The 13,661-nt window shown below is 38.1% G+C and carries 11 protein-coding genes and 1 other RNA gene; 6 read left to right on the top strand and 6 right to left on the bottom strand.

Translation table 11 applies throughout. The annotated features are described in order from the left end of the window. Positions 1-6 precede the first annotated feature (6 nt). A complete protein-coding gene (locus tag AC0VZ5_RS10705) occupies positions 7-1,152 on the bottom strand; it encodes a patatin-like phospholipase family protein (protein WP_138605021.1) in 1,146 nt (381 codons plus the stop codon). Positions 1,153-1,324: 172 nt separating this feature from the next. Here AC0VZ5_RS10705 and AC0VZ5_RS10700 point away from each other — a divergent pair, with 172 nt between their 5' ends. From AC0VZ5_RS10700 to AC0VZ5_RS10690, 3 genes are all read left to right on the top strand, one after another. Then, positions 1,325-2,239 (top strand): DUF3014 domain-containing protein, encoded by a 915-nt coding sequence (locus AC0VZ5_RS10700; protein WP_475472779.1) that lies wholly within the window; start codon positions 1,325-1,327, stop codon positions 2,237-2,239. A 139-nt stretch (positions 2,240-2,378) separates the two neighbouring features. After that, positions 2,379-2,475, top strand: an RNA gene (gene ffs / locus AC0VZ5_RS10695) — signal recognition particle sRNA small type. A gap of 583 nt (positions 2,476-3,058) precedes the next feature. Continuing rightward, positions 3,059-3,472, top strand: a complete 414-nt coding sequence (locus AC0VZ5_RS10690) for a hypothetical protein (protein WP_475472777.1) — start codon at positions 3,059-3,061, stop codon at positions 3,470-3,472. A 433-nt stretch (positions 3,473-3,905) separates the two neighbouring features. On the opposite strand, the gene AC0VZ5_RS10685 is transcribed toward AC0VZ5_RS10690, so the two are convergent. Both AC0VZ5_RS10685 and AC0VZ5_RS10680 read right to left on the bottom strand, forming a co-directional pair. Further along, positions 3,906-4,205, bottom strand: a complete 300-nt coding sequence (locus AC0VZ5_RS10685; protein ID WP_138605018.1) for a hypothetical protein — start codon at positions 4,203-4,205, stop codon at positions 3,906-3,908. Positions 4,206-4,258: 53 nt separating this feature from the next. Further along, on the bottom strand, positions 4,259-5,428 hold the full coding sequence (locus AC0VZ5_RS10680; RefSeq protein WP_475472775.1) for an acyltransferase family protein: 1,170 nt from the start codon (positions 5,426-5,428) through the stop codon (positions 4,259-4,261). A 151-nt stretch (positions 5,429-5,579) separates the two neighbouring features. Between AC0VZ5_RS10680 and AC0VZ5_RS10675 the strand changes: the two genes are divergently transcribed. Together AC0VZ5_RS10675 and AC0VZ5_RS10670 are read left to right on the top strand one after the other, a co-directional pair. Beyond that, positions 5,580-6,725 (top strand): sensor histidine kinase, encoded by a 1,146-nt coding sequence (locus AC0VZ5_RS10675; RefSeq protein WP_138605016.1) that lies wholly within the window; start codon positions 5,580-5,582, stop codon positions 6,723-6,725. Beyond that, a complete protein-coding gene (locus AC0VZ5_RS10670; RefSeq protein ID WP_138605015.1) occupies positions 6,703-7,317 on the top strand; it encodes a response regulator in 615 nt (204 codons plus the stop codon). Before AC0VZ5_RS10675 ends, AC0VZ5_RS10670 begins: the two co-directional genes overlap by 23 nt. A gap of 694 nt (positions 7,318-8,011) precedes the next feature. On the opposite strand, the gene AC0VZ5_RS10665 is transcribed toward AC0VZ5_RS10670, so the two are convergent. Continuing rightward, positions 8,012-8,608 carry a transposase gene (locus tag AC0VZ5_RS10665; protein ID WP_249363148.1) on the bottom strand — a complete coding sequence of 199 codons (597 nt, stop codon included), beginning with the start codon at positions 8,606-8,608 and terminating at the stop codon, positions 8,012-8,014. Between the two features lie 29 nt (positions 8,609-8,637). Beyond that, positions 8,638-8,865, bottom strand: coding sequence for a hypothetical protein (locus AC0VZ5_RS10660; RefSeq protein WP_249363147.1), 228 nt, complete (start codon positions 8,863-8,865; stop codon positions 8,638-8,640). A 434-nt stretch (positions 8,866-9,299) separates the two neighbouring features. Between AC0VZ5_RS10660 and AC0VZ5_RS10655 the strand changes: the two genes are divergently transcribed. After that, the gene (locus AC0VZ5_RS10655; protein WP_475472771.1) at positions 9,300-12,056 is read left to right on the top strand and encodes a response regulator; all 2,757 of its coding nucleotides are present in this window, start codon (positions 9,300-9,302) and stop codon (positions 12,054-12,056) included. 161 nt (positions 12,057-12,217) lie between these two features. On the opposite strand, the gene AC0VZ5_RS10650 is transcribed toward AC0VZ5_RS10655, so the two are convergent. Next, complete coding sequence (locus AC0VZ5_RS10650; protein WP_178956325.1) at positions 12,218-13,642, bottom strand: sugar porter family MFS transporter; 1,425 nt, start codon at positions 13,640-13,642, stop codon at positions 12,218-12,220. Between the last annotated feature and the right edge of the window lie 19 nt (positions 13,643-13,661).

The raw sequence follows: 13,661 nt of genomic DNA, 5'->3' as shown, positions 1-13,661 counted from the left end.
GGCTTCTTAGTCTAGCTCTAAAAACTTTCTCATCTCGGGCAGTTGCTTCATACCATCTTCGTATCCAATTTGAATTAAGTGCTGGGTGTAGCGTTTTTCAAATAATAAATAACTGGTTAAACTCGACTGAGAGCGTTTTTTTACACCTATCATACGCAGTAACACTTTAATTGCCCAAGGCATATCGTCATAGTATTGCGCTGCAATTGCATTAAAGTTTTGCGAGGGGTTAATGATAAAGCTGTCTATTTGTTTTAACTCTTGATGCTTTTGCTTATTTGGTAATAACCCCAGTGTACGGTTTACTCTATCTAAGCGTTCTAAATCAGACTGCATGGTGTCGGTAAATACACTGTCGAGTAAGTGACCTGCTACCGCAGAAAGCCCTGGAAAATGCGCAGAGTAACCTGGAGGATGAGGTTCCTTGGGTTGCTCAACACCAATAATAAATATTTTGTTTGCCCCTAAGTGAATAGACGGGCTTAAAGGTGAAAGTTGATGTATTGAACCATCACCAAAATAGTGGTTATAAATATTTACACTAGGGAACACCATAGGAATAGCACTAGAGGCCATTAAATGCTCAACATTGATACGCGTAGCGCGACCCTCGCGCTTTGCTCGTTGCCAAGAATGCTGTGTATTTGACTGAAAAAAAGCAACAGAATCACCAGTAGTATAACTAGATGCTGTAATCGACAGCGCCTCTAAATAGTCACGATGTAAGTTACGTTCAATTCGATGTAAATCAAGAATATCGTTTAATAGTTTTCTAAGTGGCCGATTATTTAACAAACTCGCTGGTGGATGGTTTATATGCTCAGACTGAAAACTAGTTAAAATATTACGAGTAATATGGCCAAATACACTCAGAAAGTCACTTTTGTATACCATAGAGGTGGAAAAGTTTTTCCATACTGTTTCTAGCTTTCTAACGGCTAAATGCATACATGAAGCGTAACACGCTAACGCCGCAGAATTAATTGCGCCAGCAGAGGTTCCATTTATCACTCTAAAGGGCAGTGGGGCAGTTCTGGGCATACTTTGCGCTAATGCTTTTAACACGCCCACTTGGTAAGCCGCTCGGGCACCACCACCGGTAAGTAATAAAGCCACTTTTGGTTTACTAGGATCGACTTGCTTAATTTTCATGTTACGTATTTAAACTGTTCACTGTCTTTACTTTATTTATTCACTGTAAGTCTTTAAGCTAGAAGAATCAAAGGATACATTAGCTACATTAATAAATATTAGTGTAAGTTATGAATTAAACCTGTTTAGAGTACTCTAAACAGTATCGCATTTTTATATTTATGGAGTTCGTATGTCAGATAAACCATCAGGATCAGACGTTCAAAAACGTCCGCCGAATAACAACCTTATCTTTGCTGGGGTTATTTTATTAATCATCATTATTGCCGCTGCGTTTGCTTTATTAAAACCAAGTGAAGCTCCAAAAACAGTTATGCAGGTTGAAGAACCAGTAAAAGAACAACCTATTATGGAGCTAAAACCTGAGAACGACCCTGTGGTAGGTGCGCCCTCTGTTAAGCCTGAAAAACCTGCCGAATTAGCCGTTCCAGCTCAGCGCCCAGAAGTTGAGCCTGAAGCTGAAGTTGAGCCTGAAGCTGAAGTTGAGCCTGAAGCTGAAGTTGTGCCTTTACCAGCGTTAAACGACAGCGACCCTGTAGTCATCGCAAAATTAGATGAATATTTGGGGGATGTAGCGATGAGCTTAGTGTTAAATGATGATGTTATTCGTCGTGGCGTGGTATTTATTGATAATTTAGCAAAAGGCAAAGTGGCTACCAAGCATACCCCAGTTGCAAAATTAGAAGAGGGTTTTAGCGTAAACGAAGGGGATATTTTAACAATTGACCCTAATAGCTATGAACGCTATACCCCGTATGTAAAAATACTCACAAGTATGAGTGCAGCTCAAACTGTGCGTTTATACGAAGAGTATAAACCACTGATCAACAGCGCATACACTGAGATTGGTTATGGTGATGATGAGTTTACTCAAACACTTGAAGATGCCATTGATCTTTTACTTGATACTCCTGAGCCAAAAGGTAGCTTACCATTATTGCGTGATTCAGTGACCTATCAGTATGCGTTTTCAGAATGGGAGCAATTACCCGCTGCGCAAAAGCAACTTTTACGCATGGGCCCAGAGAACATGAAAAAAGTAAAAGCGGCACTACGTAACATAAAAGCTGAGTTAGAGAGCAATTAATAATCGCTTTAACACTCAAATAGACTGCGATTGTATATGAAGTATGCAATCGCACTTTCTTTTTTGATTATCCCTTGAATAACAGAGCAAAAGTAGAGATAATCTCAATCGCGCCAACCAAGGCCCTCAATGGTAGTCTTATTGGTCCTCTCGCAACACTAGCAGGCGAACCTGGTCAGGCCCGGAAGGGAGCAGCCACAGTTTGTGACGTGTGTGCCGAGATGTGGCTGGTAAGACTGCCACCCAAATTCCTCATTTGGGTGCTCACAATCCTTCAAATATTAATCCATGTATTTTAAGTAATTTTTACTTAAATCTTGTATCAGAATAACTCTTTTCACTTAATGTTTTTATAAAGTAAAGCCAACCGACAGCGTTTTATTTCTTATACAAATACTGAAAGTATAAATTTCATAGAAATTAATGTTAATAATGATGGTTTTTGCTAAAAATCAAACATTTCAAGGCACGGTTCCCTCTTTGAATACCTTTTAAAAATTGCTTAATAGAATGGCGCTTACTAATTCAAGAAACAAAATCTATAAGCTCAATTTTATAAATACATTACGTGGCGTGAAAATAAAAAATCATAAGATGCCAGCCAGTGTTATGATGCGTAAAAATGCTAATTGGGATAGTAAATCATAAAGTTGTTTTCGTTAAAGCCCGTTACTAATTCTTACGACATGATTGAGTGGGACATACTTTCATTCGCTGAAAAAATACAACCAATGTTGCCATCTAATCAAGATGCTTGCATGTTTCTACTTGATATCCATATGAATAACGACTCTTTATTAGCGTATTGGCCTGAAGGTTATGAGTTGCCTTTTTTTACCTGGTTATCTAAAAGATAACTACGATATAAGTATCATGGATGGGTTTATCGCTCTTCGGATGAATGCTTATGAAGCTTTAAAAGATTTATTAGCGCCTTTAGGTGAGTTTATTGAAACAAAAGCTGATGGTGAACCTATTGTAATCTTTAACTTGCGTACATTTGGACTAGAAGATGAAGCAAAATGTGAACGCGAATATTTAGATGGTTATCCTTTAGATTATATCAAGATTGCTTTCATAAATGATGATGTAAAAAATAAGCCTGTTTTTAAGAGTAAATTTACAGGTGGTTCTCGTTTGTATTGTACAGATAAGTTTAAATCTGCTGTAGAAGATAATGGATTAACGGGTGTTTATATTGACGAAGATCTCGATAATATTTTTTCTAATTAAGTTAATTTAGATAAAGAAAACATTATTTAGGCCGCGTTATATAAAACGAAAATCAAAACTACCTTTTAAAAACCAACTATTATATTTTAGTTATTTCAATATCCATATGGGTGTGGGTATTTAAATGACTGAAATAAATCGGATGCTATATGCCAATAAACTTTAACAGCTTTTCTGGTGGTTGTTTTTTACCAATTTCTCTTACATAAAAATTTAATAACATATTTGTAGTAGCCCACATCTCAGTTTGAAAAGAGGATTTTGATTTTATCTAACAGTCCCTAGTGAGCGAGAAGCAGTCAATCAAAAGCGTTTTTATTAAATCCATGTGCTTACTATATACACAATAAAATAGTGATATATTTTATCGTGCATTATTAGGTACATTAAAACAATAGTTATTTTTGTGGGCTACCAGCGTTTGTGTTTTAAACTATTGGTTAATTAATTTAATCCATTCAATTGGATTCGAGACAATGAATTGATATTTATTACCATCTTTTAATACGATTTCAATTGCATCATGTGTATAAGGCAAAATACCCGAAACTTTACCAGAGCACTTACTCACTTTTACAATTTCACACCGTGCAAACATATAAGGCCCTAACCCAAATTGTGCATTCAACGGCGCAAAATGAATATCGGTGTTGGTTAGCCAAAATTTTCCGTCGGCTTTAATCGCCCCTTGTTGAATCGTGGCGATGGTCGATTTGATTGTTATTGCATGCATAATAGTATTCCTTTATGTAGTGCTGCTTTTAAGTCATTACCAATTGACGACATTTAAGCTGACTGTATTATCTTTCTCTTGGTTTGCCTACCGTTAAGTAGTGCGCCCAACCACGTATTTTTAACTAATAATAAATAACTTATTTGACCTATAAATAATGTAACCACCACGCTAACTATAAACTTTACTAAAACTGGCCAATTAGTATTAATCAATGGCATCTGAATATAAATCAGCACTGGCACATGTATTAAATAAATCCAATATGATGCATTTGAGATGCTGCGACTGAGCTTACTTTGGTGATTTAAAAAACGATGCCCAAGTAAAAACGTTATGGCGGTTAACAAAATAACACTCAGTCCTTGTGATAAAACATGCAATACATGTAGCTCTCCCGCTGCGGCAAAATACCCCGTAGTTGCGGCGGCAATCACGTCATCTAAGCTTGGCGCGGCTGGTAATAAAGAAAAATACCCAGTCAGTGATAGTGCAACACCCAAAATAAGAGGCCATAAGTATTTATGATATGACCAAATGAGCTGCTGTTTTTTATTAAGCCCCACTCCCAACCAATAAAAACTGCCGTAAAAACCATACGACCATAACTGTGGCGTGAGTTTATCAGGAGCAGGAAATGGAATAGATTGCCCCATTAATGAAAACGTTAACACGATGGGAAGTACAACCCACATAAATAAAGGGTGAGCGCTAAGCGCATCGAATTTATTGCCTAATAAGTTAGTTGTTTTCAACAACCAGTGAATTAAGCAAAACTGGAATAAGTTCCACAAAAACCATAAGTGCATAGTGCTAACAACAGGCTCTTTAATAACTTTAAACACAGCAAAAATCGGCGGTATTGGATTAGCTATACCGGCTCCAAAACTCAAGGCATGGTAGTAAACAGCAAAGCTTAACGGTAAAAATACAATAAAAGGCAGTAGAATATGTTTACTGCGATGATGTAAAAAGCGCGCGTTGCTCGATTTATCTATTAAAAGTGCACTGCAAAACCCTGCAATAATAAAAAATAACGGCATCCGAAATAAGTGCAGCGTATGCGTAATATAATCAAATAGACCATGTGTGCTTGGGTCTGCCGTAAACCAAATATTGCGAAAGAACGGACTGTAGGCTAAAGCGGCATGAAATACGATGCCGAGCAATAGCGCGAGGCTGCGTAAATTATCAATGTAATGTAATCGACTGTCTTTATTCATTAATGTGCCCAACTATTTTTTTATTAATAAAGCATAAATGAATGAGGTTTCATGGCACTAGTCACAAAGCTCATAGCCCGAGCTATGACAGATGTCACTGTTTTTACAACGCGAGTTCTGCAATAATTGCTAAAAAAATATGGCCACAGTAATGGAATCAACTATACGACATACAACCGATTGGCATTTCTCAACATTGGCATCGTGGCTTGGAGTGACATCGGCGTGTGCCTATTATGCCAACTCAGAATTAGCGCTATATTTGCAAATCATAGTAAGTGGTTCCATTTTAGCTATTTTGCTGTATGTGTTAAAACAGCCTAACAAATTTGTTCACGGCGTAGCACTTGGCTATTTCCTGCTTATTTTGGCAATGATACAACTGAGTTCAACATCCTTAGTTTTTATCCACCTAGTGATGTTTACCGCGGTTTTTAGTCCTCATTTTTCGCTTCCTAAAATACTGGCTTGCGTTGTGGCCGCCATGCTGGTGTATGGTTTAACGCATTATGCGCGTTGGGAAAATGGCATTCCTTGGATCACGTTTACAATTTGGTTTTTCTTTTGCTTGATGAATTGGTTTGTTAGCCGGCGTATTGTCGAAAGTTTAAATACACATTACCAATCCCGCCAAAACTACAAAGAGTTAAAAGCCACCCAACACATGATGGGGGCGATGCATGCAGCGCAAGAGCGACAAAATATATCACGCGAGCTCCATGACTCACTCGGCCATAAGCTTACCGCGCTCAGCATTAATTTAGATTTTGCTAAAAGAGCAGCAAATGAAGCCACCGTTGAAACCCTCTCTCTTTGCCACCAACTTAGCCAAGAAGTATTGGCTGAGGTGCGCGAAATCGTTTCCACTCAACGCAATGACAAAACGATTCTTAAGCAAGCTCTTGAGGCCATTTGCGAACTGACACCTAATTTACACTGTGATCTCCAACTAAGTAAGGAGACAGAGCAGCTTCCTCAAGACGATACCCTGTGTGTATTGCGGTTTACCCAAGAGATGATCAGCAACACCCTTAAACATACCCAAGCAAACCATTTTACTTTGCATGTAAATGTCACCCACGTTGGCCAACAGCCGCTATTAATTGCAAAGGCGTATCATAATCAGCCAGAGACCCATTTACCAAAACAAGGGAATGGACTAGCAGGATTAAATGAGCGAATGGCACAATTTGGCGGTGAATTTTCACAACACCTTGAGCAAGAAACACTGATCAATACCATGACACTGCCACTCAATTTAGAAGAAAAAAGCCATGATAAAGTGCCTACTAGTTGAAGATCAGACCTTAGTTCGTTTAGGCCTCGCTAATTTACTTAACCTCGATAGCGCCATTAATATAGAAGCCCAAGCTGAAGATGGCTTACAAGCGCTTGCACTATTAGCTGAGCATAGTTTTGACATTGCTTTACTCGATATGAGAATGCCGAATTTAGATGGGCTCGGCGTGCTGCAAAAAATGCGTGAAAAGGGTGATAAAACCCCTGTGCTGATCATTACCACATTTGAAGATTGTGATGTATTAGTCAAAGCCCTTAATCTAGGTGCTCGTGGGTATGTGCTTAAAAACATTGAGCTTGAAGAACTTATTAGCGCTATCAAGCAGGTCGTTGCAGGTGAGCGAGTATTGCAAAGTGCGGTGACTGATTTTTTACTCAAAAAGCAGCTAAGCCCTCAGCTCTGCTTAACAGGCAAAGAACAAACCGTATTGCAGTGTTTGTCTTTAGGCATGTCGAACAAAGTGATTGCCAAAAAATTAGATAACTCTGAGGGGACTATTCGTAATCATGTGTCACAAATCCTTGCTAAGTTAGAGGTAGAAGACCGCACTCAGGCCGTTATAAAAGCCATTAATCAAAACCTAATTTAACACGCGAACAGCATCAAATTCGCACGGAAACACCCCAAACTAACCAAGGTATACCACCAATAAAAAAGAAAGGAATAGCTAAAAACAATTGTTGGAGCATCCACGTTTTTTAGATGAATTGATAAAACTTTTTTAAAGATACTGATTTTTTCTATCTTAAATTCAGGTGAAGAATTTAGTTCAAGGTCACAATTTAGTTGCCACCAACCATCCTTTAATATTTTTGAAGTGAATGGGGTCACCCATTAGAAAGTTCCGGTCAAGCAGGCAGCTGTGTTTCCTTGATCTTTTATTCAAAAACTAAGTGTTTTTTATTGTTTAAACTCAATTTAAATATGACTACGCACCTAGTAATAACGTCGATTGGTGTGAATATGCACTATGGCTTAGGTAAAAAACGCGATATGAATTTAGGCAGTTTAATTAAGCATTATTGATGATTAATTAATGCCCTTGGCTTTCGCCTCAGTCATCGTTTAGTACCAATGTCAGTCCAGTTTCTGGCTGTGTTTACACACTGCGCTGTAACAATTCTGTGGTTTATGCTTGAACATAACCAGCCCTTGGTGGCTCAAACATTGGGCATATCCAGTATTTAAAATATGAGCGGTTAACGTGCAGGCTCAATCAAATCTAGTGGTTTTACCAACCCCATTACTAGCTCAACACATTAACCTAATTTGTTTTTTCGTCGCTAAGAAAAAGCCTTGTGTTCATCAAATGGAACATTATCTTTAAGCCTGTGATAACAGGCTCTTGCGAGCTTATGCGCAACCGTTTTAATTGCGATAACTTGGTTCGTTTTAGCCAGTTTTCGTTGATAATATTTTTTGATTGTCGGGTTGTACCGAATGGCAAAATTAGCGGCCTCAGTAAAAGCCCACGCTAAATAACGATTACCATTCTTCTGATTCGTAGCGCCTTTTTTCTTTCCATTACTGTACCTTGCTCCTTTAACACAGCGACAATACGATGAGAAATTCCCTGGGCTATTAAAACGTTTAATAGTGCCTGTCTCTAACATAATGGTCAGTGCTAAGGTATTCCCAATTCCATCAATACTGGTTAGGTTCATAAACTCAGGGGAGAGTGATGTTTGTTTTAAAATAGCGCCTTCTATCACATTAATTTGCTGTTGGGCACAGCGTATTAATGAGAGGTTAGAAATGACTGACAGTGCTGTATTCATTGAGCTAAAGTCTGCATGTACCTGCTCAGTATCAACGCCTTTTCTGATAGCGGCCATTTGTTTTATTTTGTTGCTACTGAGCTTATATCCAAGATGTCGCATGTAACAACTTTGTACTGATTAATAAGTTTTTAGTGGACTTTAAACTCTGTATCCATTAAAGCGTCGACTAACCAGTACCAATTAAATGTTGATTCGACAACAAGCTCTTTTAAGTTGTCTTTATAAGGACTTAGAAAAGATAAAATGACAGACATGTCATTATTTAAACGCTTAACGGTAAGTGTTTCACCTTGTTCATTAATGATAGCAACAACAAAATTTTTTGAATACAAGTCAATTCCACCATATAGTTTCATACCAAGCTCCTCGAAATACAGTTTATGTTTTGGTCAACACAACTGCATCGAAAAACTCGAGAAGCTTTCTATATGATTATCAAATCTTGATTTTGGACATTAAAGATTTTCAAGGTCTGCTCAAGGCACAGAGCAGTCAACTAAACTGGGCTGTATTATTAAATGGTTAGCTACATAAAGCCTGTATTTAGTAACTTTATGCCATTATAAGCTTCAATCTTATGCCAACTTACACTTCAAACAACATTGGGTGTATTAAAATTCCATTTATCTATTTTCTAATATTTTATTTTGTTATTCGTACGCTAATTCTAGCTTTTACGCACTTAGCTAATTCTTTGTCTTTATAGACAATAGCTAATGGGTAAGTAATAATTAAAACTCGTGATTATACTTTACGCCGCAGGTGTTCAATAAAGCTATTAAGGGTCAATATGACATCTCAGAGGAATAAATGGGCGCTGGCAATATTACTCGGGCTTATTGGAGGTTGCGTTAATCTTTTACCTCTGTATTTTTTTGATAGCTCTGAATTTTTATTTGGTCAGACGTTTGTAATACTTAGCCTAGTGTTTGCAGGGCTACGTTATTCTCTCCTTAGCTTAGCGATTGTAACTGGTTTTTTATTTTATCGCTGGGGACATAGCTGGAACAGTGTTGTTTATGTGCTTGAGCTGTTTTGGCTTTATGCCTTTTGTTTAAAGCGTTCTAAGCCAATACTTCCCTTAGGCGCTGTATTTTGGTTTTTAGTAGGTTTACCACTGGTGTGGTTTTTGGGTCACTTTGTTATAGGCCTGCCTTGGCTCACACTTGTTGTGGCTGCCTCAAAGTACTTAATAAATGCCATGATTGCATTGGCCCTGGTCGACTTGGTCAGTCTGTTTGTTCCTCATGCCAGTCGAGTCTATCAAGGACAACCTCTTGCACGTATTTTAAGTTATATTGTTAGCGTTATCATTATTTTAGTGGTGTTGATCACCAGTGTTTCTTTGGTTAATCAGCATTATTCGCGTTTAGAATACGAAGTGAATACGCAACTCAAAGAGCAGTCTCAATCAATTAGCACTCAGCTCAATGATTATTTACAGTTTCATAAAAACGCGGTTGTAATGACCAGTAATGCAATTAGCGTTGGTGGACAAATTCAGCCTCAGTTAGAGCAGTTGATGGCTTTATATTCAGGTTTTTTAACTAGCCTTTATGCCAGTCCAAAGGGCCTTGTTAAAAACAGCATGCCGAGCGAGCTACTAAGTGGACTAACTAAAGAGCAGCGTTATGTTAATGATCGCTCTTATTTTTCTCAAGCTCAGCAGTACCCTTTCGGTTATAGCAGTGGTGTATTTCGAGGAAGGGGATTAGGGAATCAACCGATCGTAGCACTTTCCGCTCCTATTTATAGAGATGATGAATTTTATGGTGTTATTGAGGGCTCGCTCCAACTAGACCGACTAGAGCGATTTATTCCGGACTTATTTGAATATAAAGGGCAGTTAGTAATTTTAGATGCCAACAAAAAAGTAGTATTTAGTTCACTAAATCAGTTTACTGCACTGAGTGACTTTAACCTGCAAGCTTTTAAAGCTCAGCGTCAACCTAACAGCCAACTATTTCGCTCTGCTGATAATGAAATGTATCACACCAGTCAGTTTATTGATGACAAAAATGGTTGGCAGGTCATTTCTTTTTATAATCGAAAGTACATAACCATAGTGGTCGTGGGTACATGGTTGCCAACCATGCTACTAGGCTTAATTTCGATGGTATTGGTTGTGTTGTTTATTTATAAATTTACTCACTTACTTACCAAGCCAATTAGAGAGCTGACTAATTTAATTCAAGACTTTAGCAAAACAAAAAAGCAGGTATTCAATACGGAATCTAGTTGGTATGAAGTACTACAATTGCAGTATCAATTTGACATGTTGGGCAGTGCGTTACAGCATTCAATTGGCAATTTAGAAGCATCTAATATAGAAAATGAAGAACTCAATAAGCAGCTTAGCCAATTTAATCAGCAATTAGAAAATAAAGTCGCAGAGCAAACAACTGAATTAACACAAGCGGTTAAACTCGCCAATGAAGCAAATATTGCTAAGTCACAATTTTTAGCAAACATGAGTCATGAACTTAGAACACCTATGAATGGCATATTAGGTATGGGAGAGGTTTTGCTTCGAGATCAGTCCTTGAGTACCGAACAAAAGGAATTGTTAATCACACAGCAAAAAAGTGCCAAAAACTTGCTTAATATTCTTAACGATATTTTAGATTTTTCTAAAATTGAAGCAAATGCCATGGAGCTAAATATTAGGCCCACGCAGCTAACTCCATTTATCGAAAATATACGCTCTTTATTTTCCTCGATTGTTGCTGCCAAAGAGGTAGAATTTACGGTTATTCAAACTAATAATTTGCCACAGTGTATTAGTGTTGATGAATTACGCTTAAATCAGGTGATCATAAATTTACTCTCTAATGCGTATAAATTTACGCAGCAAGGCTTTGTAAATTTATCGTTTGATTATCACGATAATAAGCTTCAAGTTAGCGTTGAAGATAGTGGTATTGGTATTGCGAAGGCACAGCAATCACTGTTATTTAGCGAATTTACTCAAGCTGATGTGGGAGTTGCTCGTAAATATGGAGGAACAGGGCTCGGGTTGGCTATTTCTCAAAAGCTGATAAAAATGATGGACGGTGAAATTCAGTTACATAGCGAAGAGGGTAAAGGTAGTACATTTACGTTTAGCATTAGTGCACCAAAATCAGCAGATGCCCCATCAACTTTACCTAAAAAAACAGCTATGCAGCCAAACCTGTTGGGTAAGCACATATTGTTAGTCGAAGATAATGCGATTAACCGACATGTTATTTCAAAAATGTTGGAGCCTACTGAAGCGGTGATAGTTATGGCCGAGGATGGTGTTAAGGCTCTTGATGTATTAAAAGATCAATCGTTTGATTTGATTTTAATGGATTGCCAAATGCCTAATATGGATGGCTATGAATGTACACGCACAATTAGAGTTATGGAAGTTAAAACAGGTTTGCGAGTGCCCATAGTAGCGATTACGGCTAATGCTTATGAAGAAGATAAACAGCGATGCTTAATAGCAGGTATGGATGACTTTATAGCCAAACCAATTAATAGTGATGATTTATACACTGTGATTGGTAACATTCTCAGTTGATAATAGTTCAACAGGCAAAAGCTTAGAACGTGCCAGAGAGTATCCGCTTGCCAAATGGTTAAATGTATCTAATTAGTTTTATTAGCAAAAAATAAGATAATAGAATGGGGGGATTAGCCTGAGTAAACTAATGGAAAGTCGGCGCTACTCAGGCTATATAATTACATTGACTCTAATTTCATGCCGCGTGTTTCTTTGATGTATTTAACCACAAAAAATACACTAATAAATGCCGAAAGAGTGTAAAAGCCATAAGCACCTGCTAAACCAATACTGCCGAGCATAATCGGGAAGGTCATAGTAATAGCAAAGTTAGCTATCCATTGTGCGCTAGCTGCAACAGCAAGGGCTGCTCCGCGAATACGGTTATTAAACATTTCACCAAGTAGTACCCATACAATAGGGCCCCAGCTTAAGCCAAAAAATACCACAAATAAATTAGCCATTATTAATGCAAAGGTACCCATATTTTCGCTAAGTGCTAACTTGCCCGCTTCATCAAGGCCTGCACTTCCAAAGGTGTAGGTAAGTGCACTTAAACTAATAAACATACCTATGCTACCTACCAATAATAGTGGCTTACGGCCTACTTTATCGACTAAGGCAATAGCTATAAAGGTAGATAAAATATTGGTGGTGCCTGCAAGTACATTAATAAACAGTGATTGTGATTCATCAAAACCAGCGGCTTGCCATAGCTCTGAGCCGTAATAAAATACCACGTTAATACCAACAAATTGTTGGAAAACTGATAAAGCCACACCCACCCAAACAATAGGATGTACTTTTTTACTACCATCAATAAATAAGTCGCGAATACTTGGTTTTTTATCACTTTGCAGAGACTGTTTCACGTCATTGATTTGCGTATCAGCATCGTCATTTGAGATTTTATTAAATACAGTTTTAGCGTGTTTAAGTTTACCTTGTGCGACTAGGTAACGCGGTGACTCAGGAATAAAAAGTACGCCAATTAAAAATAAGCCTGCAGGAACAAGTTCAGCCCAAAACATCCAGCGCCATGCGGCTAAATCTAACATTAAAATACCTTCGGCACCGCCAGCGGCGTTAGCAATTAGGTAATTACTTAAAAAGGCTGCAAATAAACCAAGTACGATAGCGAGTTGTTGTAATGTCGCTAAACGACCACGTAAACTTGCTGGTGCTACTTCTGCAATATAAGCAGGTGCTAAAACAGAGGCTGCACCTATGCCTAATCCGCCAAATAAGCGGTAAAAAATAAACTCAGCAGAACTATCGGCAACCCCAGAGCCAAAAGCGCTGACTGCAAATATAATGGCAGTGACAATCATAATAGCGCGACGGCCAAATTTGTCAGCTAATGGGCCAGCAGCTAAAGCCCCCAGCGCACAACCTAATAATACAGATGCAACATTAAAACCAGTTGCAACACTGCTTGAGTTAAATGTATTACCTAATGCCGATACGGTGCCGTTTATAACGCCCGAATCGAAACCAAATAAAAAGCCACCAATAGCGGCAACGGCCGATATAAAAATAACATATAAAAGCGAGCACTTAGTCTGTGCGCTATGCTCACCTTTAGTTGCATGCTGTGTCGTCATGTTGTTCAATCCTAATTTT

Source organism: Pseudoalteromonas sp. QJM3NY_12 (assembly GCF_056173165.1).
This window is presented reverse-complemented; position numbering and strand designations above follow the sequence as displayed.

Bases quoted from the DNA above. Each gene is read 5' to 3' on its own strand.
- AC0VZ5_RS10705 (WP_138605021.1), bottom strand. From the start codon at position 1,152: ATGAAAATTAAGCAAGTCGATCCTAGTAAACCAAAAGTGGCTTTATTA.
- AC0VZ5_RS10700 (WP_475472779.1), top strand. From the start codon at position 1,325: ATGTCAGATAAACCATCAGGATCAGACGTTCAAAAACGTCCGCCGAAT.
- AC0VZ5_RS10690 (WP_475472777.1), top strand. From the start codon at position 3,059: ATGAGTTGCCTTTTTTTACCTGGTTATCTAAAAGATAACTACGATATA.
- AC0VZ5_RS10685 (WP_138605018.1), bottom strand. From the start codon at position 4,205: ATGCATGCAATAACAATCAAATCGACCATCGCCACGATTCAACAAGGG.
- AC0VZ5_RS10680 (WP_475472775.1), bottom strand. From the start codon at position 5,428: ATGAATAAAGACAGTCGATTACATTACATTGATAATTTACGCAGCCTC.
- AC0VZ5_RS10675 (WP_138605016.1), top strand. From the start codon at position 5,580: ATGGAATCAACTATACGACATACAACCGATTGGCATTTCTCAACATTG.
- AC0VZ5_RS10670 (WP_138605015.1), top strand. From the start codon at position 6,703: ATGATAAAGTGCCTACTAGTTGAAGATCAGACCTTAGTTCGTTTAGGC.
- AC0VZ5_RS10665 (WP_249363148.1), bottom strand. From the start codon at position 8,608: ATGCGACATCTTGGATATAAGCTCAGTAGCAACAAAATAAAACAAATG.
- AC0VZ5_RS10660 (WP_249363147.1), bottom strand. From the start codon at position 8,865: ATGAAACTATATGGTGGAATTGACTTGTATTCAAAAAATTTTGTTGTT.
- AC0VZ5_RS10655 (WP_475472771.1), top strand. From the start codon at position 9,300: ATGACATCTCAGAGGAATAAATGGGCGCTGGCAATATTACTCGGGCTT.
- AC0VZ5_RS10650 (WP_178956325.1), bottom strand. From the start codon at position 13,642: ATGACGACACAGCATGCAACTAAAGGTGAGCATAGCGCACAGACTAAG.